General features: G+C 41.4%; 20 protein-coding genes and 1 tRNA gene. 8 read left to right on the top strand and 13 right to left on the bottom strand.

Going from position 1 to position 24,347, the window contains the following annotated elements:
* Positions 1-29 precede the first annotated feature (29 nt).
* From N5852_RS04380 to N5852_RS04370, 3 genes are all read right to left on the bottom strand, one after another.
* Positions 30-1,319, bottom strand: a complete 1,290-nt coding sequence (locus N5852_RS04380) for an adenylosuccinate synthase (RefSeq protein WP_262099203.1) — start codon at positions 1,317-1,319, stop codon at positions 30-32.
* Positions 1,320-1,740: 421 nt separating this feature from the next.
* Positions 1,741-3,579, bottom strand: coding sequence for a dihydroxy-acid dehydratase (gene ilvD, locus N5852_RS04375; RefSeq protein WP_262099201.1), 1,839 nt, complete (start codon positions 3,577-3,579; stop codon positions 1,741-1,743).
* A gap of 389 nt (positions 3,580-3,968) precedes the next feature.
* Positions 3,969-5,375: an MATE family efflux transporter gene (locus N5852_RS04370; RefSeq protein WP_262099200.1), complete on the bottom strand. Its 1,407-nt coding sequence runs from the start codon at positions 5,373-5,375 to the stop codon at positions 3,969-3,971.
* Positions 5,376-5,673: 298 nt separating this feature from the next.
* Here N5852_RS04370 and N5852_RS04365 point away from each other — a divergent pair, with 298 nt between their 5' ends.
* Together N5852_RS04365 and ispG are read left to right on the top strand one after the other, a co-directional pair.
* Positions 5,674-7,071 (top strand): DHA2 family efflux MFS transporter permease subunit, encoded by a 1,398-nt coding sequence (locus N5852_RS04365; protein ID WP_262099199.1) that lies wholly within the window; start codon positions 5,674-5,676, stop codon positions 7,069-7,071.
* Positions 7,072-7,271: 200 nt separating this feature from the next.
* Positions 7,272-8,507, top strand: coding sequence for a flavodoxin-dependent (E)-4-hydroxy-3-methylbut-2-enyl-diphosphate synthase (gene ispG / locus N5852_RS04360; RefSeq protein ID WP_262099686.1), 1,236 nt, complete (start codon positions 7,272-7,274; stop codon positions 8,505-8,507).
* A 254-nt stretch (positions 8,508-8,761) separates the two neighbouring features.
* Here the strand turns inward: ispG and N5852_RS04355 are convergent, their stop codons facing one another.
* The 4 genes from N5852_RS04355 to N5852_RS04340 form a co-directional block, all read right to left on the bottom strand.
* Positions 8,762-10,516 carry a lysozyme inhibitor LprI family protein gene (locus N5852_RS04355; protein ID WP_262099198.1) on the bottom strand — a complete coding sequence of 585 codons (1,755 nt, stop codon included), beginning with the start codon at positions 10,514-10,516 and terminating at the stop codon, positions 8,762-8,764.
* A gap of 22 nt (positions 10,517-10,538) precedes the next feature.
* A complete protein-coding gene (locus N5852_RS04350) occupies positions 10,539-11,462 on the bottom strand; it encodes a LysR family transcriptional regulator (protein ID WP_262099197.1) in 924 nt (307 codons plus the stop codon).
* Between the two features lie 55 nt (positions 11,463-11,517).
* Positions 11,518-11,763, bottom strand: coding sequence for a hypothetical protein (locus tag N5852_RS04345; RefSeq protein WP_262099196.1), 246 nt, complete (start codon positions 11,761-11,763; stop codon positions 11,518-11,520).
* A gap of 81 nt (positions 11,764-11,844) precedes the next feature.
* Positions 11,845-12,426: a transglycosylase SLT domain-containing protein gene (locus N5852_RS04340; RefSeq protein ID WP_262099195.1), complete on the bottom strand. Its 582-nt coding sequence runs from the start codon at positions 12,424-12,426 to the stop codon at positions 11,845-11,847.
* Between the two features lie 234 nt (positions 12,427-12,660).
* Here N5852_RS04340 and N5852_RS04335 point away from each other — a divergent pair, with 234 nt between their 5' ends.
* Positions 12,661-13,221, top strand: a complete 561-nt coding sequence (locus tag N5852_RS04335) for an AAA family ATPase (RefSeq protein WP_262099194.1) — start codon at positions 12,661-12,663, stop codon at positions 13,219-13,221.
* 12 nt (positions 13,222-13,233) lie between these two features.
* Positions 13,234-13,842, top strand: coding sequence for an AAA family ATPase (locus N5852_RS04330; RefSeq protein WP_262099193.1), 609 nt, complete (start codon positions 13,234-13,236; stop codon positions 13,840-13,842).
* A gap of 109 nt (positions 13,843-13,951) precedes the next feature.
* Here N5852_RS04330 and N5852_RS04325 read toward each other — a convergent pair whose 3' ends face one another.
* A complete protein-coding gene (locus N5852_RS04325; RefSeq protein WP_262099191.1) occupies positions 13,952-15,070 on the bottom strand; it encodes a DegT/DnrJ/EryC1/StrS family aminotransferase in 1,119 nt (372 codons plus the stop codon).
* A gap of 164 nt (positions 15,071-15,234) precedes the next feature.
* Positions 15,235-16,215: a Gfo/Idh/MocA family protein gene (locus tag N5852_RS04320; protein ID WP_262099190.1), complete on the bottom strand. Its 981-nt coding sequence runs from the start codon at positions 16,213-16,215 to the stop codon at positions 15,235-15,237.
* Between the two features lie 146 nt (positions 16,216-16,361).
* Here N5852_RS04320 and N5852_RS04315 point away from each other — a divergent pair.
* Positions 16,362-16,438 (top strand) — tRNA-Met (locus N5852_RS04315).
* 57 nt (positions 16,439-16,495) lie between these two features.
* On the opposite strand, the gene uppS is transcribed toward N5852_RS04315, so the two are convergent.
* The 3 genes from uppS to N5852_RS04300 all read right to left on the bottom strand — a co-directional run bounded on the left by uppS (position 16,496) and on the right by N5852_RS04300 (position 18,335).
* On the bottom strand, positions 16,496-17,248 hold the full coding sequence (gene uppS / locus N5852_RS04310; RefSeq protein WP_262099189.1) for a polyprenyl diphosphate synthase: 753 nt from the start codon (positions 17,246-17,248) through the stop codon (positions 16,496-16,498).
* Between the two features lie 120 nt (positions 17,249-17,368).
* The gene (locus N5852_RS04305; protein WP_262099188.1) at positions 17,369-17,734 is read right to left on the bottom strand and encodes a winged helix-turn-helix domain-containing protein; all 366 of its coding nucleotides are present in this window, start codon (positions 17,732-17,734) and stop codon (positions 17,369-17,371) included.
* The gene (locus N5852_RS04300) at positions 17,727-18,335 is read right to left on the bottom strand and encodes a hypothetical protein (protein ID WP_262099186.1); all 609 of its coding nucleotides are present in this window, start codon (positions 18,333-18,335) and stop codon (positions 17,727-17,729) included. The genes N5852_RS04305 and N5852_RS04300 overlap by 8 nt, the downstream gene beginning before the upstream one ends.
* Positions 18,336-18,961: 626 nt before the next feature.
* On the opposite strand from N5852_RS04300, the gene N5852_RS04295 reads away from it, so the two are divergent.
* The 3 genes from N5852_RS04295 to N5852_RS04285 all read left to right on the top strand — a co-directional run bounded on the left by N5852_RS04295 (position 18,962) and on the right by N5852_RS04285 (position 22,237).
* The gene (locus tag N5852_RS04295) at positions 18,962-20,176 is read left to right on the top strand and encodes a GTP-binding protein (RefSeq protein WP_262099184.1); all 1,215 of its coding nucleotides are present in this window, start codon (positions 18,962-18,964) and stop codon (positions 20,174-20,176) included.
* A gap of 145 nt (positions 20,177-20,321) precedes the next feature.
* Positions 20,322-20,588: a DksA/TraR family C4-type zinc finger protein gene (locus tag N5852_RS04290; RefSeq protein ID WP_262099183.1), complete on the top strand. Its 267-nt coding sequence runs from the start codon at positions 20,322-20,324 to the stop codon at positions 20,586-20,588.
* 209 nt (positions 20,589-20,797) lie between these two features.
* Positions 20,798-22,237 (top strand): NAD-dependent succinate-semialdehyde dehydrogenase, encoded by a 1,440-nt coding sequence (locus N5852_RS04285; RefSeq protein WP_262099182.1) that lies wholly within the window; start codon positions 20,798-20,800, stop codon positions 22,235-22,237.
* A 267-nt stretch (positions 22,238-22,504) separates the two neighbouring features.
* Here the strand turns inward: N5852_RS04285 and N5852_RS04280 are convergent, their stop codons facing one another.
* Entirely contained in the window at positions 22,505-23,833 is a 1,329-nt protein-coding gene (locus N5852_RS04280; RefSeq protein WP_262099181.1) for an omega-aminotransferase AptA, read from the bottom strand.
* Positions 23,834-24,347 lie beyond the last annotated feature (514 nt).

Here is a 24,347-nt window from a genome sequence, read left to right as displayed (position 1 = left end):
TACATTTTCAATCTGGCGTTTTAAGGTGATTAATCCTCAAATGGATCAGTCACTAAAATGGTGTCTTCACGCTCCGGACTGGTTGAAAGCAATGCAACAGGTGCGCCAATCAATTCTTCCAAATGGCGAACATATTTGATTGCCTGTGCTGGAAGATCTGCCCATTTGCGAGCGCCAGCGGTGTTTTCTTTCCAACCTTCAAGAGTTTCATAAATTGGCTTAACGCGCGCTTGCGCACCCATTGAAGCTGGCAAATAATCAATCACTTCGCCATCTAATTCATAGGCAACGCAAACCTTGATTTCATCAAGGCCATCAAGCACATCAAGCTTGGTAAGGGCAATACCAGTAATACCACAAACCGCGATCATCTGGCGTACCAATACCGCATCAAACCAACCACAACGGCGCTTACGACCAGTAACTACACCAAATTCATGGCCGCGTGTGCCAAGGAATTCACCAACTTCATTCATTTGCTCGGTTGGAAATGGGCCTTCGCCAACACGGGTTGTATAGGCTTTTGCAATGCCCAAAACATAATCGATTGATGCTGGCCCCATGCCTGAACCGGTTGCAGCTTGACCGGCAATGGTATTAGACGAGGTAACAAATGGATAAGTACCAAAATCATTGTCAAGCAATGCACCTTGTGCGCCTTCAAAAAGAATACGCGCACCACTGCGGCGTTGCTCATCAAGATATTTCCATGTGCGATCCATAAAGGGTAGGATTTCGCCAGCAACTTCCATCAATTCATCAAACAAACCTTGCGCCTGAATTTCAGGCTCACCCATGCCACGACGCAAAGCATTGTGGTGGGTTAAAACGCGCTCGATTTTCGCCATCAAAGTTTCAGGCTCAGCCAAATCGGTAAGACGAATAGAACGACGACCAACCTTGTCTTCGTAAGCAGGGCCAATGCCGCGCTTGGTTGTGCCAATTTTCAAACCAGTAGTGGCGTTTTCACGCGCGGCATCAAGGTCACGGTGCAAAGAAAGGATAAGCGGTGCATTTTCAGCAATGCGCAAAATTTCAGGGGTAATTTCAACGCCCTGATCGCGTAATTTTTTTACTTCCTGCACAAAGTGATGTGGGTCAACCACAACGCCATTGCCAATAACGGACGACTTGCCACGTACAAGACCAGACGGCAAAAGAGACAACTTATAGCTTACACCATCAATAACCAGCGTATGCCCAGCATTGTGGCCACCTTGATAGCGCACAACAATATCAGCACGCTCTGATAACCAGTCAACAATTTTACCCTTGCCTTCATCACCCCATTGGGCACCGACAACGACTACATTGGCCATTTATAAACTCCGCTTTGGTTCTATGCGTTATATATTTTGATGTATCATGCCATTCTTAAATTTTAAGAAAATCCATGATGATAATTCTAAACTTTGTTTATTCTAAAAGCCAAAAAGCGCAGAAACTTATCTTAATAATATAACTTTGGCCTTATGCTATTAAACATATTTTACCCAAGGTGCAGCGTTTAAAAGCGGTAACACGCGCACAAATATCATCAATTAAAACTGCAAGGCTTATAAGAATCGCCATATGTCAATCAAACCTAGCTTTTATAACCAAACTTTGCAAAAGTTGCGACTCTTGATTTAGTGATTAACATAATTAAACCAAAACAAATTGTGGCTTAATTTCAGCAAAAAGCCCACGCTTAATAAAAGCGCAGGCTTTAATATGTGATTGCCCAATGCCCAAAATTATTTAAATTTCGCGCACAGCACCTTTAGCAGCTGATGTGGTCATTGCTGCATAGGCCCTAAGAGCTTTGGTAATTTTCCGTTTGCGTATTTCCAATGGCTTCCAAGCTTCAGAGCCTTTTTCTTGCATTTTTTCACGGCGGTGGGCAAGAACGGCATCATCAACAGCCAAATGGATTTTGCGGTTTGGAATATCAATTTCAATGATATCGCCTTCTTCCACCAAACCAATTGTGCCGCCTTCAGCCGCTTCTGGTGAAACATGGCCAATAGAAAGACCTGATGAACCACCTGAAAAACGACCATCGGTAATCAAGGCACATGCTTTGCCAAGCCCCTTGGATTTTAAGTAACTGGTTGGATAAAGCATTTCCTGCATACCGGGGCCACCGCGTGGGCCTTCGTAACGAATAAGCACAATGTCGCCAGCCTTAACCTTATTGTTCAAAATACCAAGCACAGCTGTATCTTGACTTTCAAAAATGCGGGCGGGGCCTTTAAATACCAAGATTGAATCATCAACACCAGCGGTTTTAACAATACAACCATCTTCCGCCAAATTACCATAAAGTACGGCAAGGCCACCATCTTGCGAATAAGCATGTTCCTTGGTGCGGATGACGCCCTTTTCACGATCAAGATCAACGCTTTCATAACGGCGCGACTGGCTAAAGGCAGTCTGGGTTGGCACGCCGCCGGGTGCTGCACGGAAAAAATCATGCACAGCCGGATCATTGGTTTGCTTTACGTCATAATTTCGTAGTGCATCGCGCATCGTAGGTGAATGAACGGTATAAGTTGTATTATTGATAAGGCCAGCACGGTCAAGCTCACCCAAAATGCCCATAATACCACCAGCGCGATGGACATCTTCCATATGGACATGAGCAACAGCAGGTGCCACTTTACATAAAACCGGTACTTTGCGCGATAAGCGATCAATATCAGCCATAGTAAAATCAACTTCGCCTTCTTGCGCAGAGGCCAAAAGGTGAAGGACAGTATTGGTTGAACCGCCCATGGCAATATCAAGCGTCATGGCGTTTTCAAAGGCCGGCAATGTCGCGATAGAGCGTGGCAAAACCGTTTCATCCTCGCCCTCGTAATAGCGCTTGGCAAGTTCGACAATGCGGTGACCTGCTTCTTCAAACAAGCGTTTGCGATCAGAGTGGGTAGCAAGGGTTGAGCCATTACCTGGTAAGGATAGGCCAAGCGCTTCAGTCAAGCAATTCATTGAATTAGCTGTGAACATACCAGAGCATGAGCCACAAGTTGGGCAGGCAGCACGCTCGATGGCGTTTACTTCCTCGTCCGTATGCTTGTCATCTGCAGCAGCAACCATCGCATCAACAAGGTCAAGAGCGATTTCTTTACCATTTAAAACAACCTTGCCAGCTTCCATCGGGCCGCCAGAAACAAAAATTGTTGGAATATTAAGGCGAAGTGAAGCCATTAACATGCCCGGTGTAATTTTGTCACAATTGGAAATGCAAACCATCGCATCAGCGCAATGGCCATTGACCATATATTCAACAGAGTCGGCAATGATTTCGCGTGATGGCAGTGAATAGAGCATTCCGTCATGCCCCATTGCAATACCATCATCAATCGCAATAGTATTGAATTCCTTGGCAACACCGCCAGCTTTTTCAATTTCGCGCGCCACAAGCTGCCCAAGATCTTTCAAATGCACGTGACCTGGCACAAATTGCGTGAAAGAATTGACAACCGCAATAATCGGTTTGCCAAAATCATTGTCTTTCATACCTGTGGCACGCCACAGGCCGCGAGCGCCGGCCATATTACGGCCATGGGTGGAAGTACGCGAACGATAGGCAGGCATTGTAACCTCTTTTTGATTTATCGATTAAGCAGCAATTTATAGCACAATTGCTACTTTAAAACTATTCTTAATTTTATAATGGTTTTGCCGCAGACTAAAGATTTTCGCAAGCCTTATTTACTCAACAAGCGTCAATTCAGCAAGAAAAGTCGGTAATAAAAGACCACCATTAAGCCCTCAAAATGAAGCTATGGCTTAAGGCTTTTGAAAAATCTTTTAAAAATCAATGAATTAATTATTTATCATCGATAAGATTCTTATCTGCAACAAAATGAAAATCCGCTTTATCACATTGTTGTTATTTTTGGAAAGAAAAATATGCTTTTTGCGCAACATTATTACCAAAAAATATTTTTTTTGAATAAAGCCGATTTTTTTTCGCGTTAGATTTACCCATTTTGTTGCGTTTTTTCCGATGATGGAGTCATCGAATTTTTACGCCATAAGCCAGTTTTATAATAGATAAAGGCGAGGATGAGGCAGGTGAAAGCACCAACTGGGAAGCTGATCCAAATAGCATCGGCACCAAGCATATTATAGGTAAGATAATAAAACCCAAGGCGTACAGGATAAAGAGAAACAAAGATAATTAACAATGGTATGATAACAACACCATTTGCACGCATGGTTGCAAATATCACCATGGCCATACCAAATAACATATAGCTCCACGTTGCACGATATTGCATGTGGTCGGCAATTGCCATTGCGCCACTTTCTTTTCCTAAGAAAAGCCCAAGGACGGGGCGATCAAAAATCAATAAGATGGCAATGATTGAGCCCGTTAATAAAAGCGTTGAGAGAAGTCCTGCTGTATTAATCTTGTTAACGCGCTCCCACTTTCCAGCACCTATATTTTGTGCAACCATTGCGCTTACTGCGGCGCCGACCGCCATAGAGGGCATTTGCACATAGGTCCATAATTGTTGCATGGCGCTATAGGCGGCAGTTGTCATCAAGCCTTCGCGGTTGACAAGGCTAATCATGACAAGAGCAGCGGTTGCCATCACCACCATTTGCAACCCCATAGGCACGCCTTTGCCAATAATTGTTTTTAATAAGTTAATACGTGGGATAAGATAATTGAGTTCCCGTCCAACCAAGCGTAGCGGTAATTTACGCCAATACATTGTAATTATCATGGCAATTAATGAACCGTAGCCAGCAATAATGGTCGCAACGGCCGACCCAACAATGCCTAATTGCGGAAAAGGTCCAACGCCTAAAATCAATAAGGGATTAAGTATAATATCAAGTACGACATTAAGACCCATAAACCACATAGGGGTCATCGAATCGCCCGAACCACGCATGCCCATCATAACAATCACTGACATCATGGTTGATGGTAGAGCTATGAAAATTACCCGTAAATAGGCATGAGCCTGAGTAAAAGCATCTTGTGGTGTGTTAAGATGGGTTAATATCCAGTCGGAAAATGTCCAACCTAAAACGCCAACTAAGATTGATAATATTAAACAAAACCCAATTGCCGAACCAAAAATACGCCGCGCCGCATCAATATCATGGCGACCAAAATATTGGCCAACCATGACCGTTGCTGCCATGCCAAAACCAAACACAGCCGAAAACACTAAAAACATGATGATGCTGGCATTTGCTGTTGCTGCCAAGGCCGTTTCACCTAAAAATTTGCCAACCCATACAGTATTGATAGATGCATTAAGTGATTGCAATATATTAGAAAGCAATGTTGGCAAGGCAAAAATAGCCAAGGTTTTAAAAATCGGACCTTGGGTTAAATCTCTTGACTTGGTGGCATTGGCTGTTGGCATAAGATAACTTCCTATAATGAAGTAAAATTAAATAAAACGCATATTTAAAATTTAAAAACAAAATTTCGTTGCACGCTTGATATCACATCAACTTCAAAAGTGATATGAAATATACGTTACTTTTTAGCGCTTGGGAATTGGTGATTAAATTGCTAAAACTGGTTAAAACAGGCGCGACCAAAATCTGCGAATTGTTTGTGGCTTTGTAACAATGATTGTTCATAACAGTTTATTTTATAAAAATGCAAATTTAAGCTATCGACAGAAAAACATCATTATTTTCGGTAAGGAAATTATTGTGATCCGTATTTTGCCACTTGTGCTAGCAGTCGCTTTATTCATGGAAAATATGGACGCCAATGTCATATCTACCTCCTTGCCAGCCATTGCTCGTGATTTAGATACCAGCCCAATTGCATTAAAATTGGCGCTTACCTCTTATCTTGTGTCGCTTGCTATTTTTATTCCGGTGAGTGGCTGGATGGCGGACCGCTTCACTGCGCGCCATATTTTTCGCATTGCTATGGCAGTTTTTATTTTTGGTTCAATCTTGTGTGCAATATCGAATTCCCTCACCGGTTTTGTTTGTGCGCGTTTCTTGCAAGGCATTGGCGGCGCCATGATGTCACCGGTTGGCCGCGTCCTCCTTATTCGCTCCACCCCCAAAGCTGATCTTATCAATGCGCTTGCTTGGCTTACCATGCCAGCGCTTATTGGCCCATTAATTGGCCCGCCGCTTGGCGGTTTCATTACCACCTATTTTTCTTGGCATTGGATCTTTTTAATCAATGTGCCAATTGGACTTTTAGGCATGTTTTTTGCAACGCTTTATTTGCCACGCGATGAAGTGCCCATATTGCGTCCACTTGATTGGCCGGGCTTTTTCCTTTCAGGTATTGGTCTTGCTGGTATAATTTTTGGTCTTTCTATGGTCAGTTTGCCAGCATTGCCAATGTGGTTGGCTTTTGTGACAATTTTTATTGGATTAATTACGTCCTATTTTTATTTACGCCATGCAAAAACCGCCAAGCATCCTTTGCTGGATTTGAGCCTTTTTAAAGATCCCATTTTTCGTAAATCGATCACGGGCGGCAGTTTTTTCCGCATTGGGCTTGGCGCTTCGCCATTTTTATTGCCGATGATGCTACAAATTGCCTTTGGTCTTTCGCCTTTGCAATCGGGTCTTATTACCTTTGTTGGCGCAATTGGTGCGCTCGGTATGAAACTTGGTGCAACAAGTACCTATCGGCGTTTTGGCTTTCGCAAAGTCTTAATGTTTGGCTCTCTATTTTCAGCCGCAACAATAGCAATTAACGGGCTTTTTACACCACAAACACCATATTTGTTGATGCTTGGAATTTTGCTTGTCGGTGGTTTTTTACGATCATTAATTTTTTCAGGGGTCAATTCACTATCCTATGCCGATATTGCTCAAGATAAGGTTAGCCAAGCCGCACCTATCGCATCTGTTGCACAACAATCATCGGTGGCGCTTGGTGTTGCCATTGCCGGTACCGTTCTTGAGGTGAGCCTTTCCACGCATGATGGTGGTTTAGGGTTAACGGATTTTCATATCGCGTTCTTTATTGTAGCTGCAATTAGCACAATTTCTTTCTTTATCTTCCGTACATTACCTAATGACGCAGGACATGCTTTGGCGGAAAAGAAAGCAAAACTCATTAGAAGTGAAAAATAATGCTTGATTGATGACGAAATGGCAACCATATGTCACAATTATGGCTTATAAAAAAGCAAGACAAAACAGTCTTGAATGATTATAAGTGATAAACGGCTAACACATTTGGTTGTACAAAATTCAAATGGAAAAGACGATTTTGATAAATATTATAGAACTCATAGATTTGGGTTTTGACGTTAACAGAGTATAGTTGGAATATGACCTCACAAAGCTATTTTTCTGCGCCTTTTCTTCGCCGTAAATCGGTTGCTGTAAGGGTTGGTGGTGTAACAGTTGGCGGTGATGCGCCGGTTGTTGTACAATCAATGACCAATACTGATACCGCTGATATTGATCAGACTGTTGCGCAAGTTGCAGCGCTTGCTCTTGCTGGTTCTGAAATGGTGCGCCTCACCGTTGACCGTGATGAATCAGCCACCGCAGTTCCTTATATTCGCGAACGACTAGAACGGCTTAATATTTTTGTACCCTTAATTGGCGATTTTCATTATATCGGCCATAAGCTTTTAACCGATCATCCAGCTTGCGCTGAAGCCTTGGCAAAATATCGTATTAATCCTGGCAATGTCGGTTTTAAAGATAAAAAAGATAAGCAATTTGCTGATATTGTTGAAATTGCTATTAAACACAATAAGCCCGTACGCATTGGCGTTAATTGGGGTTCATTAGATCAAGAATTATTAACCCGCCTTATGGATGAAAATGCAGCTCAAGGTGGAAAACTCTCAACCCAGCAAGTGATGCGTGAAACTGTGGTGCAATCGGCACTGTTAAATGGTGCTCTCGCCGAAGAAGTAGGACTTAGCCGCGACAAGATTATTTTATCGGCAAAAGTAAGCCAAGTGCAAGATTTGATTGCTGTTTATACGATGCTTGCAGCACGTTGTGATTATGCTTTGCACCTTGGTTTAACCGAAGCAGGCATGGACACGAAGGGCATAGTTGCGTCATCTGCCTCAATGGGAATTTTGTTGCAACAAGGCATTGGTGATACTATTCGTATTTCATTAACGCCAAAACCGGGCGGTGATCGCACCCGTGAAGTGCAAGTGAGCCAAGAGCTTTTGCAAGTTATGGGCTTTCGCCAATTCATTCCAATTGTTGCTGCTTGCCCTGGCTGTGGGCGCACAACCTCAACCGTTTTTCAAGAATTGGCGGAAAAGATCCAAGCCGATATTCGCCGCAATATGCCAATTTGGCGCGAGCAATATCCAGGGGTGGAATCTTTAAATGTTGCTGTTATGGGCTGTATTGTTAATGGCCCAGGTGAATCAAAGCACGCCGATATTGGCATTTCGCTACCTGGTACCGGTGAAACACCAGCTGCACCAGTTTTCGTAGATGGCAAAAAAGTTGCGACCTTGCGCGGTGAAAACATTGCAGCAGATTTTGAAAAAATGGTGTCTGAATATATAGAAAACCGTTTTAGTTAAATAGTTGACATAAATAAAAACCATAGGCTTTTTTCATTAGGGAAAGTCTATGTTTTTTGTTCCCTTAAATGAATTGAAATTTCACTAGGGGCAGCAATTTGAGTTCGCAAATTTTTTGCTGAACTCCTCATATAAAATCTATGGGTAAAAATTTATTAAAAAACCACTATATTAAATATCAGCTGCTTGATAGTAAAACCAATCAACTAACTAAGGACTCAATTATTAAGCTATCAATGTTGACGTTTAAAAGCCTATTGCCTTATTTCCTCAACGTTAAGCTTATAAATAATCGGCCAGTCTTGTAGGGGGATGCCTATACATGGTTGCATCTGGCGCACCTCACTCAAGCGAAATCCATCGGGCGTATAGCTATAATTTGATGCTGTGCCACAATGTCGATTGCCTAGCCCAACTGTAGAGTCTGCAAGTGTCATAGTTATTTTGCTCTTACTAAAAGGATTTTCGAAACTATTAACATTTGATTTATTATCTATTTTTTCTCGCGGATAGGATTTATAGTTTTGATCAATGCTATAAATCTCATATGAAGCATTATTTTTTGCGCTGTAATAGCATAAGGCATAAAAACGATCGCCATTGCTTGCATGAAATATTTTGTCACTTGAAAAACCGTCAAAACAATTATCGCCTTCTCGCTGCTGCAATAAAATTTGTGGCTTCTTTGCATTATCATCATCAATGAATAAACGATAGGCTTTTATCTTGGGTAGGCTTACCACTTGCTTTGGGTAGAAAAAATCAACATAATCTTTCATTTCTCGATAAAACTGCTGAAAAGCTGACAGATTAATTGTAGTTGTATTGCCTTTTAGGTTCTTGTTGCCGAAAGCAAGTGTTTTTTGGTTAAGTAGACCGTTGAATATATCATTTATACGGTGGTTATCTGCTATTATTTCAACAGAGTCATTTATAGTTGAAGCTGCCGATGGAAGAGCGATAAAATATGAGGATATATCTTGTATTTTAGATTGTTTAAACTGCACAAAGGCTTGGTAATTTTTGTCTTTTTCACCTTGGCTAGAGTTGTATATATTAAAAATTATACGTATTTTAGCTGGTTTATTACTATTAAATTGCCATTTTATCACAATATAATCGGCAAATGCTTGACTGGTAGATTTATACCCAACTGCGGTGCAGCTATAACTTTGGTCGCAACCAATTTCCCACTGGTTATGGTCAATGCCTGTCTTATTGGGGACTGGCTTATTAGGCAGAAAACAATCGGCCATATCACAATAAAAACTCAGCTCCTCTTGGCGATGGCGGGTTATTAAATCTTTACACCGGTTAATACGAAAAATTGGCTTTGGGCTTGCTACATCAGGGTTAAGATCATTCATGAAAAGGCAGGCTTTATCTTTAAATTTTACCCAAGCACGCTGCTCATTAAGCAATGATATGGCAGGCGGATTAAATTGCTTAAACTCCTCATCATTTTCGGTGTCTGAAAAAATGTCGTCTAGCCGTTTTCTAATATATTGATAGGCCTTATTAAGCTCCCAATCGGATATTTCAATGTCGGATAGAAGGTCATCAATTTCATAGTCAGAAAAATGACAAGTAGCATCGTCATTACAATAAAACTGCTTTAATTGAGCTATGCGATCCTCAACAATAGCGCCGCGGCAACCAAAAAAATGCATTACCTGTCCTTCACGACCGCGAAAACCGTCAAAAAAAGGCTGGCAGGACTGCTCTTTAAACGTAATCCACAAGCGTTGCTGATCTTTAAGCTGCTTTTTGATTTTTTCACCATTTGGGTGGCTTTGGTAGCTATCGATTACTTCACGCCATGTAATATTCAGATCGATATCTATGCGTTCGAAATATTCAACACCGCAATTTCGCCAATCAAAATTGGTTCCATCTGCCTTATCATCTAGACATTTGTCATAAAGTGCATCAGCATGGGCACTTTTAGAGCTTGAAAACACGGTGAAGCCAAACAGTAAAAGCAATAAGCCATAAATAATTTTTGACATAACCGCCCCCTTTTTTCATCATCTAGCTTTCGATAATTTCGTCATCCTTAGCGTTTTTATAATCACGAAACCATTTCGCCATAAAGTCCAAAAATAACCGCACGCGTGTGGGTAAATAACGCCTATCGGGATAAACTATATAAATGCCGATACCACTCAAACGATAATCAGCAAGCACCTCTTGCAAATTACCACGCTTAATCTCTTCCTCCGCGACAAAATCTGGCATGCGAGCAAGACCAAGTCCAGTAACAGCTGCTGTTCGGGTTAAAAACGGGCTATTAACCTCTATTGGCCCATGAATGGGGATTGAATATTCATGGCCATTAAGGTCAGTAAAGAACCAATTGTTAAATCCACGATTATTTCTATCCACAAGACAGGGAAAATTGGTCAGCTCTTCTGGCGTTTCTGGTATGCCGTGCCGTTCTAATAAGGCAGGTGAAGCACATACAATCGACGAAACATCCATTAATTTACGCGCAACTAACGAGGAATCATCAAGACGCGTTATGCGGATGGCAACATCAAAACCTTCATCAATCAAATCAATGAAACGATCTTCAACGTGAATATCAAGATTTATTTTAGGGTTTGCTTCGCAAAAATCAATTAATGATCGCCCTATCGGTGATGCGGCAAAAGGATGTGGCGCCGATAATTTGATCTTACCTTGCACGATTGCTGTGGCTTCAGCAACGCTATTGCCAAGATCTTCTATTTCGCGAACAATATCATGGGCGCGAAGGTAATATAATTGTCCCGCTTCAGTTAAGGATAATTGCCTTGTCGTACGGTTAAGCAATAAAACGCCAAGCATATCTTCAAGCTCGCGTACTTGCTTTGACAATAACGCCTTGGAGCGACCGCTTTTGCGTCCTGCGGCTGAAAACCCTTCAGCTTCAACAACGGCAATGAAAGAACGCATTCTGGTCAACAGGCCCATAGGTTTTCCTTTTAGGCAAATTGCGCAAGGCAACATGCACTTGCATCACTATATTTTAAGCTTCCAAGCTGACATCAATAGTTGTTTTGTCTTTGCCTTCAACAACAACCAGCTTTGTTTTATATTCTTGCTGATTTTTTGCAGCTTCGATTAACGCAGGAATATCTAACCCTTTTTGTTGCATGCCTTCAATTCCACTTATTGGCAAAATCTTATTTAGCAAATTTGCAAAGAACAAAGGAATAGTATAGTTTTCTTTTTCAATACCATCAATCGTCTTAATAATGCGTATTTTCTTCATAGCTAACCTAAATAATATTTTTGTTATTTTATGCGTATTTTTTAAAGAAGCCTAATGATTTTATCATATATTTATTGAAAATTACCGTCGTCCACATTGGCGTAATTGCATATCATATTGACGGCTCATTGTTTGCGCACGCTGTGCGCCACGTGCGGCAATACCTCCACGCCCATTACCGCGCGCATAACCTGTGTGACCAAGATAATAATTAAGATAAAGATTATAGGCATCATGGGGAGCGACACCATTTTTTTGTACACTTTGGCGGTGGTACCAAGCGATAAAACGGGCAGCATCTTCAAAATTATTGCGCTTTGCCCCCGTGCGCCCCGTTTCGCGGCGATAGCGATCCCAAGTCCCATCAAGTGCTTGTGCATAACCATATGCGCTTGATTGGCGTTTCCAAGGGATAAAGCCAAGTAATTTAGTTCGTGGTGGGCGCGCATTGTGCTTGAAATTTGATTCTGCATACATGGTTGCCAAAATTACAGGTGTTGGAATACCATATTCGCGCTCGGCTTTTTTTACAGAGCGTTCCCAATTGGTGAAAAAGCCGTTCTTTTGGTCAAGAACAGCACAAGCATTGGTCGTACGAGTGGGAGCGCTTGCACACCCAGCTAATAACGCCACTAGCGTTAAAAAAAACAAAATGCGCGACATGTTAATACCTCTAATTGAGGTAAAAGCATAAAACCAATTTTATTAACAAGATGTGTACAGAGCGATTAACCATAAACTTACCCACATGACACACGAAATACTGATATAATAAAAAAAATATTAAAATTCATATATTTATGAGTTATCTGACTTTATGTAAATTTTCGCTGTGATAATCTATCTACAAAGTTTACAAGTAAAGGTTATCAGGACGTTTCGTTTTAAGGTTAAATAATGATTGATACATTAGCAATATCTGGCTATCGCTCAATCCGCGATCTCATTGTCCCACTTGATAAATTAACCATTATTACTGGTGCCAATGGTGCCGGTAAATCCAATCTTTATCGCTCATTACGCCTTTTGGCATCAGCGGCAAATGGTGAGCTTGTTGGTAATTTAGCCAAAGAAGGCGGAATCCAATCGGTCTTTTGGGCTGGGCCTGAAAAAATTTCCAGAGATATGCGTTCAGGGCATAGTGCCTTTCAAGGTACTGTATCAAATCAGAGAAAGCGTTTGAAGCTGAGGTTTTCTAGCCGTGATATGAGTTATGCGTTGGAACTTGGTTTTCCAACCAGCGGGGATGAAAATATTGGCGATAATATGGGGCCTTTTCGATATGACCCACTTTTTAAACGCGAAACTTTATGGAGTGGTGCTTTACGCCCATCAAGCATTCATGCCCTGCGTAAAAGTGCATTATTATCCTTGCGTGACTTAGATGGCGAACTTACAAATTCGCGTTTTGAACTATCTGATTATGAGAGCATGTGCCTAATTGCTGGCGATCCATAGGCTTCGCCACAATTGTTGGAACTGCGGGAAAGGCTGCTTACATGGCGGTTTTATGATCATCTGCGTACCGATAGTGATGCACCATCAAGAAAACTCCAAATTGGCACTTATACGCCGATAATGGCCAATGACGGCAGTGATGTTGCTGCGGCCCTTCAAACTATTTTGCAAATTGGCGATGATAATCTCTTAGCTGAGATGATAGATCTTGCTTTTCCCAGCGCTGTAATTGATATTACCCACCATGAAGGTTGGTTTGGGCTACAAATGCACCAAAAGGGGTTACTACGCCCATTAAAATCTGCTGAACTATCTGATGGTACCATGCGCTATATTATGCTGCTCGCCGCTTTATTAACCCCTCGCCCACCAAGCTTGATGGTATTGAATGAACCTGAAACAAGTTTACATCCAGATTTATTGCCTGCCTTGGCTAAGCTTATCTGTGCCGCTTCCAAAAACATGCAGCTCATTGTTGTTTCGCATGCACAGCCATTGGTTGATTTATTGAAGAAACAAGGCCATGGCACCATATTGAATCTTTATAAAGAATTTAGTGAAACAACATTTAAAGATAATAATCTTATCAACCGTGCGGGTTGGAAATGGCCCGATTATTAGGTTCCCCCCAATGCAAATCAAGTATCATTTTAAATATGGCAGAAAAATAAAAAAGCCCTTGATGTATTAAATCATCAAGGGCTTTATTTTCTAAAATCAAAATTTTGGCTTATTTTTTATAAAAAGCTCTGATTTCTTCAATAATCTTATCCTGATCGCTTTCGCTTAAATAAGGATGCATTGGAAGGCTTAAAACTCTTTCTGCAAGACCTTCAGATATAACCAACTGCTCGCTTGCGCGTGGATAATCCTTGTAGGCTGTTTGTAAATGCAATGGCTTTACATAATAAATAACTGACGGAATGCCTTTTTCCTGTAGATGTGCACGCAAACCATCGCGATTTTCAGCTTCAATCGTATATTGAGCATAAGCAGAACGTGTATTTTCAGGTATAAAAGGTGTTTTAACCACGTCTTTTAAACCGTCCCTATAACGCTTACCAATAATTTCGCGTTGTTGCATTTCGTCTTCGAGAATGGCTAATTTTTCAATCAAAATAGCGGCTTGAATTGTATCAAGACGCGAGTTTAAACCAATGCGAACATTGTCATATTGCGTTTCACCCTTACCATGGAAAAGGATAGAGCGCAGAATATCTGCAAGTTCATCACTATCGGTAAACATTGCACCGCCATCACCATAGCAGCCCAAAGGCTTGGCTGGATAAAAGCTGGTTGCAGCTACATCACCATAGGCACCGCACATGGTGTTACCGCTTTTACCGCCAATGGATTGCGCGGCGTCTTCAATGACAAATAAACCTTCTTCGGCAGCTATAGCATTAATCGCCTTATAATCCGCCGGTAGACCAAAAATATCAACTGGGATGATCGCCTTTGGGGTAAGACGACCTTCTTTTTTAATCATTTGGATTGCTTGCTTAAGCTGCGCCGTATCCATATTATAGCTGTCAGGTAAAACATCAATAAATACCGGTTCGGCTCCCACAAGGGCAATAACTTCGGCAGTAGCAGCAAAGGTAAAGCTAGGGCAAAAAACAGCGTCTCCAGGGCCGATTCCTTTGGCCATTAATGGCATAACCAAAGCATCGGTTCCGTTAGCACAGGCGATAACGTGCTTTACGCCAACATAATCCGCAAGTTCTTGTTCAAATTGCGCTACTTCAGGGCCTAAAATATAGCGTCCATCAGCAATAACTTTTAAAACTGCAGTATTGATTTTATCTTCAATGCGCGCGCGCTGGGCGCCAAGATCGATAAATTGCATAAGGGCGGCTCCGCTTCTTAAAAATGATGGCTTATAGCCACCGAATCAAAACATAATCTGTTTTAATCCTGATTGATGTTAATGGCTACAGGTGAGCGTTCACAAGATTGATAACAACTGTAACAGCTGTTGAACGAATAATTTATAATGAAGCCAAAAACGACCTAAAGCAAATCACGCATAGTTTTAGCGCCACTATGATTAACGCTACCAGCGGTTAGAATTTTTAGCACTGCAATTGCTTCATGGCCATTGGTCCGCGGCTCGCTGCGCGTTTCTATGCAATGCAAGAAATGCTGCAATTCGCGGGTTAAGGGCATGCCCTCATTGACCGCAAGATATTCAGGCTCATTTGCAGTAAATGCCCATTGGCCATTATCTTGCCAAACTGCAAAGCGATAAATACCAAGTTTACGCTCCCATGGTTCAACATCATCAAACACGGCCATAGCTTTGGTACCAACAACAGTCAAGCGCCGTTCCCGATAAGGATTAAGGCGTGATGCTACCAAATGGCTGCGTAATCCATTGGGGAATACCATATGCACATGAGCAAAATCTGATAATTGGTCAATAATCGCTGCACCTTCGCCACGAATCTCTGATGGCTCACAGCCAGTTAAAGCAAGAATCATTGAAAGATCATGGGGCGCAAGATCCCATAAAGCATCGCTTTCCGTGTGGAATTTACCAAGCCCCATACGGTGGCTGTGAATATACTTTATTTCACCCAATTCGCCCGAATTGACGAGTTCCATGAGTTTTTCAAAGGCTGGATGAAAACGCAAAACATGGCCAACCATGAAAATGCGTTTATTCTCTTCGGCGATTCTAACTTCACGCTCAGCATCTTCCACATTAAGGGCGATGGGCTTTTCCACAAGCACATCTTTGCCATTTTCAACAGCGCGAATCGCATTTTGTGCATGGAATTGCGGCGGCAATGCCATAACAATCGCATCAATATCGGGGCGAGTGAACAAATCATCAATGGCAATTGCCTCGACATCATGTTCTGCTGCAAAGCCCTCAGCGCGGTCGGTATTAGCATCAGAGACCGCGGCCAATGCACCAAGGCCCTTTAAAGTGCGAATATGGTTACTCCCCCAATAACCGCATCCTAAAACTGCTACGCGTGGCGACATTTCAATCCATTCCTTTAACAATATTGTTTCAATATCCGCCTTATCGTCATATGACAAGAGATAAAGCGATAAACAATGCTTGACAGATTAATTTTTGCCCTTTATATCCACGCCACCGACAGCGAAATTGACAACGATGTTGATTTGGCGGAGTAGCTCAGTAGGTTAGAGCAGAGGAATCATAATCCTTGTGTCGGGGGTTCGAATCCCTCCTCCGCTACCAATTTTTCGATTATTATTCGGTGAATTATTAACGTTTCCCTCAAAGATATAACTCAACTTATGTGTTTAATTGTTGGTAGCTGGAAACTATTTTTAACGAATCTTGTCCAACAAGTCCGAAGCGGCGCTCACGATTGTGAAAAAAGCTTACAGCTTCAACCAAATCTTCTGGTTCAAACTCCGGCCACATCTTTTGAGTGAACCATAATTCTGCATAGGCACTTTCCCACAGTAAAAAATCAGATAATCTTTGTTCGCCGCTAGTGCGTATAACAAGATCAACATCGCCAATTTCTTGGCTACCAGTCAATGCTTGGTGAAAAAGGTCGCGATTAAGATCTTGCTTATTATCAAGAGTTTTTATCGCCTTTAAAATCTGGTCACGTGATGAGTAATCAATGGCTATACGCATATGAACGCCCCCGCAATGAGCTGTTTGGCTTTCAGCATGGTCAATTGCCAAAAGCAGTTTTTCTGGTAACCGCTCCCTCATGCCAATGACGGTAAGCTTCACATCGTGGTTTATAAGATTTTCTGTCTCAGCCAACAGAAACAGAGTGAAAATATCCATCATGGTTTCAACTTCTTGGGCTGGACGTTTAAAATTATCCGTTGACATACCAAATAGCGTTAATGTTTTGATATTAAGATTTTTTGCATGAATAAATGCTTTACGAACGGCTTCTGCGCCTTGGTAATGGCCATAAGAACGTGGTAAGCCTTGCCGTGTTGCAAAGCGGCCATTGCCATCCATAATAATCGCAACATGGAGGGGCTTTTTATTTTTGAAATCAATGAAGTCATGATGCATGATAATTACCTAAAAATGGGTGGTTAATGATATATTTCTAGAAAAAGAATACGGGGAACCTGCTCGGCGTAAGCACCAAGAGATAAGAAGTTAAATAAGCTTTGAAAAAGGAACAAAGATTTAGGGCGTTGCGGGTTTTAAGCCTTTTGGGATGTGTTGACGCGCAAGGGCGGCATCACGAATAATTTGTTCAAGAATATTAATGTAATCCAAAAAGCGTTGCTGCCCCTCTTTCGTCATTTTACAGGTGGTAACGGGGCGTAATTTGTCAAAATATTTATCTATTTCAACAAGGCCTGCGTCTTGCAATACCTGTAAATGGCGGCTTAGATTGCCATCACTAAGACCGCAAGATGTTTTAAGATCAGCAAATTTCATCGAACTATCATGGGCACTTAGCGAGGTTAAAATGGCAAGGCGCGCGCGCTCATGGATAATTTTGTCAAGATTGTCATAAGAAAAGGGAGCCGATGATGAGTTAGGCATTGTTTTTCCCCTTTGCGGAATAAAGCAATAAAGCCATAAGACTTTGGCCGCCACCAAAGGTCAAAGCCATGGAAAGTGGTGATAAATCACGCGATGACGCAGTAAAAATAAAAGTAACAAAGCCCAAAATCACATAAGTGGCAGCACCAAGGGCAAGCGATGACGGTAAAATTCGTAAAGCTGCAAAAAGGCAACAACCAACCAGTATCAACCATAAAGGTGGCAATAACCAATATAGATCAGGTGCATAAAAGGCAAAGGCAGTTAAAAGTAAGGCACCGATAATACCAGCAGGTAATAAATGACTCATGGCAGCAAGCACCATTTCATCAGCCATGCCTTGATGGTGACGCCTTGAACGCGCAATCATTTCGCCGCCGACTAAAAGCGTTGCTATGATTGCCGTGGTGATCCAACTGCTAAAAAAGGCAAAGGGCGTGGCGGCAAGCTGAGGAAACATAAATTGTAAACCGCCGGTAATAAATGCAAGAATAGCAGTGAGCGCCATTGTCATTGGGCCAAGTCCACGAAATTCCTTTGCCGTTGCCATTTGTTGGCGAATAAAGGAAATATCGGCAAGTGCTTTATCAAGATCTCCCATGATTACCCCGTCAAATACTATTATACTAAGTTTGCTATGCCTTATTGCTACGGCTGTTTTTAAAAAACCGATGTTAGCAACTCATAAGCCATTCTAACTTTCTATTAAAATGAACTTTGTATCACAAAGTACTTTAACAGATATAATTGGATTATGATTTAATTATGGCGGCTCTATAAAACCTGCTCATTATATGATGAGATTCTTTCAAGATTTGGGTCAGGATCACTTATTTTGAACAAAATGGTATAGGGAAATTTTGGTGAAAACCTAAAGATTAGATGTGAGAAGAATCGCTGAAAAATATGAATATTTTCGAGGAGTTTCGAAAAAACTATTGCAAAAATTTGTCATAAGCTGAGCTTAAATTTAGCCTCAGTTTTTGAATCGATTCATCACCGCATAAGTTTAAAGATAATTTATAAACTTACAAAGCAGTTTAGAACTATAAAAAACTACTGGACAATGTAATGTTATTACATTACATATCCTATTAAATTGCATAACTGAAAATATCAAAAGGGACAAATAATTTTAAGCCACCATCTTTGATGGTTGGCAACAGATGCTTTTACACTTTTTTTTATTAATTTCGGTTTTCACATCGTTTTGAATTGGAGTATATAATGAGCCAAGATCGCCGTTTACCTGTTACGGTTTTGTCGGGTTTTTTGGGTGCTGGCAAGACCACCTTGCTCAACCATATTTTAAATAATTGCAAGGATTTAAAGGTTGCCATTATCGTCAATGATATGAGCGAGATAAATATTGATGCCGAGCTTATCCGAGCAGATTTAAGCGGTGATGAAGCAAGTAGTCTTTCACGCCTTGATGCCCAGTTGGTGGAGCTTACCAATGGTTGTATTTGCTGCACCTTGCGTGAAGATTTACTGGTTGAAGTCGAGCGTTTGGCCAAGCAAAACCGCTTTGATTATTTGCTCATTGAATCAACCGGCATATCAGAACCAATGCCAGTTGCAGCAACTTTTGACTGGCGAGATGAAGATGGCAAAAGCCTTTCCGACCTTGTACGCTTAGATACTATGGTGACCGTCGTCGATACGGCTAATTTATTACATTATTATTCTAACAGTCAGCGTCTTTCGGATTTGGGTGAAACTGCTGGCGACAATGATGAACGAACATTAATTGACCTTTTGGTCGATCAAATTGAATTTGCAAATATTATTGTGTTGAACAAAATTGCTAGCGCCGCCCAAGAAAATCTCCAGCTTGCTAAAACCATTATCCGCTCGTTAAATGCTGATGCAAAAATAATTGAAACCAATTTTGGTGAAATTGCACCCGATAAGCTATTAAATACAGGACTATTTGATTTTGATAAGGTAGCAGATCACCCACTTTGGGCCAAAGAACTTTATGGCTTTAAAGACCATATTCCAGAAACCGAGGAATATGGTATTCGCTCATTTGTCTATCGTGCGCGCCGACCATTCCATCCGCAAAAACTGCAAAATTTTCTAAATAGTTCTTGGCCGGGCGTTGTGCGTGCCAAAGGTTTTTTTTGGTTGGCAACACGGCCGGATTTTGTTGGAGAAATCAGCCAAGCCGGCGCGCAAATGCGCACCCAAAGATATGGACGTTGGTGGTCTTCGGTACCAAAAAACAAATGGCCAGAAAATCCTCAATGGCGTGAAATGATGACAGAAAAAATGGATCCAATATGGGGAGATAGGCGGCAAGAAATTGTTTTTATTGGTTGTGATCCAATGGATGAAAAAATGTTGCGAATCTGCCTTGATGATTGCCTCATTGCGGACGATAATTTTAATTTTTCTGAATGGCAAAAACTAGATGATCCTTTTGCTCATTGGAGTTAACCCATCAAACCAAGCTAAACCACCCATCACTTTTTATTGAATTTTTTATAGATTGGATTGACCTTCCCTCCCCTTGCTAACTTGAATTAGGCCCTTGCAATAATTATATATTTTTAAACGAATAATTATCTAAAAGGAGTGTTGAATGGCTGGTGGATGGACCTCGGACGGTGCAGTTCAAGAGCAGGTTGATGCAAGCCTTGATGATGCTTTACAGCTAGCAAGGCAGAATTTGCCACATGGTGAAAGTGAGTATTTTTGTGTTGAATGTGATGAGCCGATTCCAGAAAAACGTAGGCTGGCTTTAAAAGGTGTAAAGTTTTGTATTGCATGTCAGGCAGAACATGAAAAAACAAATAAAATTCAAAGCACCTATAATCGCCGCGGCAGTAAAGATAGTCAATTGAAGTAAATTAGGTAAAGTAAGATTAGGTTGGGCATTTTTGATAGAGAGCATAGCTGTTTATCAAAAATGCCTTTATTTTATTCAAGGATTAGGACTGTTTAACCAATACATTTATTGCAGAACCCAAAATTGATATTTTCAAATATTGACTTTGTTGGATTTTTCCGTGACAAATTATGGCAAATGAAAATAGGTTTTCATAGCGGAGGAAACGAATGCAAGGCCCATATCCCGATACACTTTTGTTAATTGATAATAAGTGGTGCGAAAGTGAAGGGAATAAAAAAATGCCGGTTATTGATCCGGCAACGGAAGAGATTATCGGCCATGTCAGTGTTGCTTCAAAAAATGACCTTGAAATTGCAGCACAATCGGTCGCCAAGGGCTTTGAGATTTGGAAAAATATATCGCCTTTGGATCGCGCTAAAATAATGCGCAAGGCAGCGCAATTATTGCGCGAGCGTAGCCAATTAATCTCTTGGTTTATGACCCGCGAACAAGGCAAGCCCACAGCCCAAGCCAAGATGGAAGTCATGGGCGCTGCTGATACTATTGATTGGTTTGCCGAAGAAGCGCGTCGTACCTATGGGCAAATTATCCCAGCACGCAGCCTTAATGTAACCCAAATGGTAATTAAACGCCCAGTTGGGCCAGTTGCAGCTTTTACGCCTTGGAATTTTCCAATTAATCAAGTTGTGCGCAAATTATCAGCAGCATTAGCTGCTGGTTGCAGTATTGTTATCAAGGCACCAGAAGAAACGCCCGCTTCGCCTGCTGCAATGATAAATTGTTTTATTGATGCAGGCGTACCTGCTGGTGTTATTGCACTGGTTTTTGGCGTGCCAGCGGAAATATCAGAGTTTTTTATTGCCCATCCGATTATTGAAAAAATCTCTTTCACTGGTTCAACAGCGGTTGGCAAACATTTGGCAAGCCTTGCTGGCCAGCATATGAAAAAAGCAACTATGGAGCTTGGTGGCCATGCACCAGTGCTTGTTTTTGATGATGCAGATATTGATGCCGCTGTCAGTACAATGGCCGCGTCGAAATTTCGTAATGCAGGCCAAGTATGCGCATCACCAACGCGTTTCATTGTGCAAGATAATGTCTTTGATGAATATGTCGAAAAATTTACCTTAGCCGCAAAAATGGTTAATGTTGGCAATGGCTTGGAGCAAGGTGTCGATATGGGACCTCTCGCTAATGAACGACGCATACCAGCCATGCAAAACATGCTACAAGATGCAATTGCAAAAGGGGGCAAGGTGCTGTTGGGTGGTAAACGGATTGGTAATAAGGGCTACTTTTTCGAGCCAACGATTATCACCGATGTGCCAACTTCTGCTGACATTATGAATGAAGAACCCTTTGGGCCAATTGCAATTATCAATCGCTATCAAAAGGACGATGAGATGTTTAACGAGGCTAATCGCCTACGCTATGGACTTGCATCTTATGCCTTTACCAAATCAGCTGCCCGCGTCCATGCTTTAAGCAGCCTCGTTAATGCTGGCATGACCAGCATCAACCATAATGGTCTTGCTTTGCAAGAAGTACCTTTTGGCGGCATACGCGATTCCGGTTATGGCACTGAGGGTGGCTCAGAGGCTATCAATGCCTATCTTGATATGAAATTTGTAACCATAGCAGTTTAAAAACTCATATCATCACTATTGCCTTAAAGGCACAACCTATTCATTTAAATGAAATGACTTTAAATGAGTGACTTGGCAATAGTGAAAACATAAAAAAGGGAAAGCTAAAACTGGGTAAGCTGCCCCAATTTTGCTTTCCATTTTTATTGCTTACAACTAATTTTTTCTATTAAGAGTCTGACTCAAAATAAATGTGCACATTATCGTCTTAGCAATAAAAATGTGCTCTATTATAATCTGCTGCCTCAGATTATAATAGGAGCTTGGCTATTTTACCCGTTTAATGGCATCGGCCAATTTAGCGATAATCTCATCAATTTCGCTTTTTTCAGCAATTAGCGGTGGTGAAAGTGCAATAATATCACCGGTTTGCCGCACCAATGCACCATGATTGAAACAATCAACAAAAACTTCATAACCACGCTGTGATGGTGCACCTTCACGACTAGAAAGTTCAATTCCAGCCACAAGACCAATGGTGCGAATATCAATGACATTAGGTAAATCTTGCAGCGAGAAAACACTATCTTGCCAATATTGTGCAAGGCCAGCGGCACGCGCGAACAAATCTTCTTTTGCATAAATATCTAACGTCGCAAGAGCAGCGGCGCAAGCAACAGGATGGCCAGAATAGGTATAACCATGAAATAATTCTATCTGGCTTTCAGGGCCTATCATCATGCCATCATATATTTTTTGCTGTACGAAAACAGCACCCATTGGTACGACACCATTGGTTAACCCCTTGGCGCAAGTGACTATATCTGGCACAACGCCAAAATAATCAACAGCAAATGGTGTACCAAGCCGCCCAAATCCAGTGATAACCTCGTCGAAAATTAATAAGATGCCGTGTTTTTGAGTGATCTCACGCAAGCGCTCTAAATAGCCTTTTGGTGGTAAAATAACACCAGCAGACCCCGACATTGGCTCAACAATTACAGCTGCAATTGTTTCGGGGCCGTTAAGCTCAATTATACGAGTAAGATCCTCTGCCAATTCCAAACCATATTTGGGAAGCCCTCGCGAAAAGGCATTCTTTTCAATATTTAAGGTATGGCGCATATGGCTTGCCGGAATTTTTGGAAATACGCGGCGATTATTAACTAAGCCACCAACCGAAATTCCGCCAAAGCCAACCCCATGATAGCCTTTTTCGCGGCCGATGACATGCGTTCGCGTAGCTTGCCCAATCGAGCGTTGATAGGCGATAGCAATTTTTAATGCGGTCTCAACTGATTCAGATCCAGAATTGGTGAAGAACACGTGATTTAAGCCAGATTGCTTGCCACCTGGTGCAATATCTACCAAGCGATTTGCTAAATCATGCACAATTGGATGCGACATTTGGAAACCTGGTGCATAATCAAGCGTCAATAATTGTTGCTCAACCGCGCTTGCTATTTCAACTCGACCATGCCCAGCATTTACACACCATAGCCCCGATGTTCCATCAACAACCTTATTGCCATCAATATCATCATAATACATGCCTTTGGCAGATGCCAACATTCTTGGGCTGTCTTTAAACTGCCGATTAGCCGTAAATGGCATCCAGTAGCTTTCCAATGATATAGAATTTGATTTAATGCCCATGACTCACTCCCTCTGATTGTAATAATCAAAACTCCCTGTGAGTGATAGAAAACCAGATTTTATAATTTAAACAACCCCTTTTTTACAATAACTTGCCCAAGGGCGAAAAACATAAAAAACTATATAATTGTTTTTCAATCGCTAATTAAGCTGTTTCACCGCTAATAAGTGAGGTAAAAGACTTTAAGATAATATACACTTCAACATGAAACTCGCTAAATTTGTAATACATTCTTATAAAACAATTATAAAAAAGAATGCGCAACTTATAACCTAAAGATCTTAGTTTTTTTTGCAAATTACAGTAATTTATATAATTATGATTTTGATTAGCTTATTGTCATAAAATACATAATTTATTGCCTGTAGTCTGCAAGATCACTTACATCCAGCGAAAAACTACGCTAATTTAAACAATTAGCTGTTGCAAAACTCTACAAACAAAGCCTCATCTGCGAACTATCTCGGCAAATTTAATATAATCTATAGCTTGCAATAATCTTCCTTTTTATCG

It is taken from the genome of Bartonella sp. HY328 (assembly GCF_025449335.1).
Taxonomy (GTDB): Bacteria; Pseudomonadota; Alphaproteobacteria; order Rhizobiales; family Rhizobiaceae; genus HY038.
This window is presented reverse-complemented; position numbering and strand designations above follow the sequence as displayed.

Coding starts and splice junctions, on each gene's coding strand:
- N5852_RS04370 (WP_262099200.1), bottom strand. CDS start 5,375: ATGCCAACAGCCAATGCCACCAAGTCAAGAGATTTAACCCAAGGTCCG.
- N5852_RS04280 (WP_262099181.1), bottom strand. CDS start 23,833: ATGGGCATTAAATCAAATTCTATATCATTGGAAAGCTACTGGATGCCA.
- N5852_RS04380 (WP_262099203.1), bottom strand. CDS start 1,319: ATGGCCAATGTAGTCGTTGTCGGTGCCCAATGGGGTGATGAAGGCAAG.
- N5852_RS04305 (WP_262099188.1), bottom strand. CDS start 17,734: ATGCCTAACTCATCATCGGCTCCCTTTTCTTATGACAATCTTGACAAA.
- N5852_RS04295 (WP_262099184.1), top strand. CDS start 18,962: ATGAGCCAAGATCGCCGTTTACCTGTTACGGTTTTGTCGGGTTTTTTG.
- ispG (WP_262099686.1), top strand. CDS start 7,272: ATGACCTCACAAAGCTATTTTTCTGCGCCTTTTCTTCGCCGTAAATCG.
- ilvD (WP_262099201.1), bottom strand. CDS start 3,579: ATGCCTGCCTATCGTTCGCGTACTTCCACCCATGGCCGTAATATGGCC.
- uppS (WP_262099189.1), bottom strand. CDS start 17,248: ATGCATCATGACTTCATTGATTTCAAAAATAAAAAGCCCCTCCATGTT.
- N5852_RS04355 (WP_262099198.1), bottom strand. CDS start 10,516: ATGTCAAAAATTATTTATGGCTTATTGCTTTTACTGTTTGGCTTCACC.
- N5852_RS04350 (WP_262099197.1), bottom strand. CDS start 11,462: ATGGGCCTGTTGACCAGAATGCGTTCTTTCATTGCCGTTGTTGAAGCT.
- N5852_RS04340 (WP_262099195.1), bottom strand. CDS start 12,426: ATGTCGCGCATTTTGTTTTTTTTAACGCTAGTGGCGTTATTAGCTGGG.
- N5852_RS04285 (WP_262099182.1), top strand. CDS start 20,798: ATGCAAGGCCCATATCCCGATACACTTTTGTTAATTGATAATAAGTGG.
- N5852_RS04345 (WP_262099196.1), bottom strand. CDS start 11,763: ATGAAGAAAATACGCATTATTAAGACGATTGATGGTATTGAAAAAGAA.
- N5852_RS04290 (WP_262099183.1), top strand. CDS start 20,322: ATGGCTGGTGGATGGACCTCGGACGGTGCAGTTCAAGAGCAGGTTGAT.
- N5852_RS04300 (WP_262099186.1), bottom strand. CDS start 18,335: ATGGGAGATCTTGATAAAGCACTTGCCGATATTTCCTTTATTCGCCAA.
- N5852_RS04320 (WP_262099190.1), bottom strand. CDS start 16,215: ATGTCGCCACGCGTAGCAGTTTTAGGATGCGGTTATTGGGGGAGTAAC.
- N5852_RS04335 (WP_262099194.1), top strand. CDS start 12,661: ATGATTGATACATTAGCAATATCTGGCTATCGCTCAATCCGCGATCTC.
- N5852_RS04325 (WP_262099191.1), bottom strand. CDS start 15,070: ATGCAATTTATCGATCTTGGCGCCCAGCGCGCGCGCATTGAAGATAAA.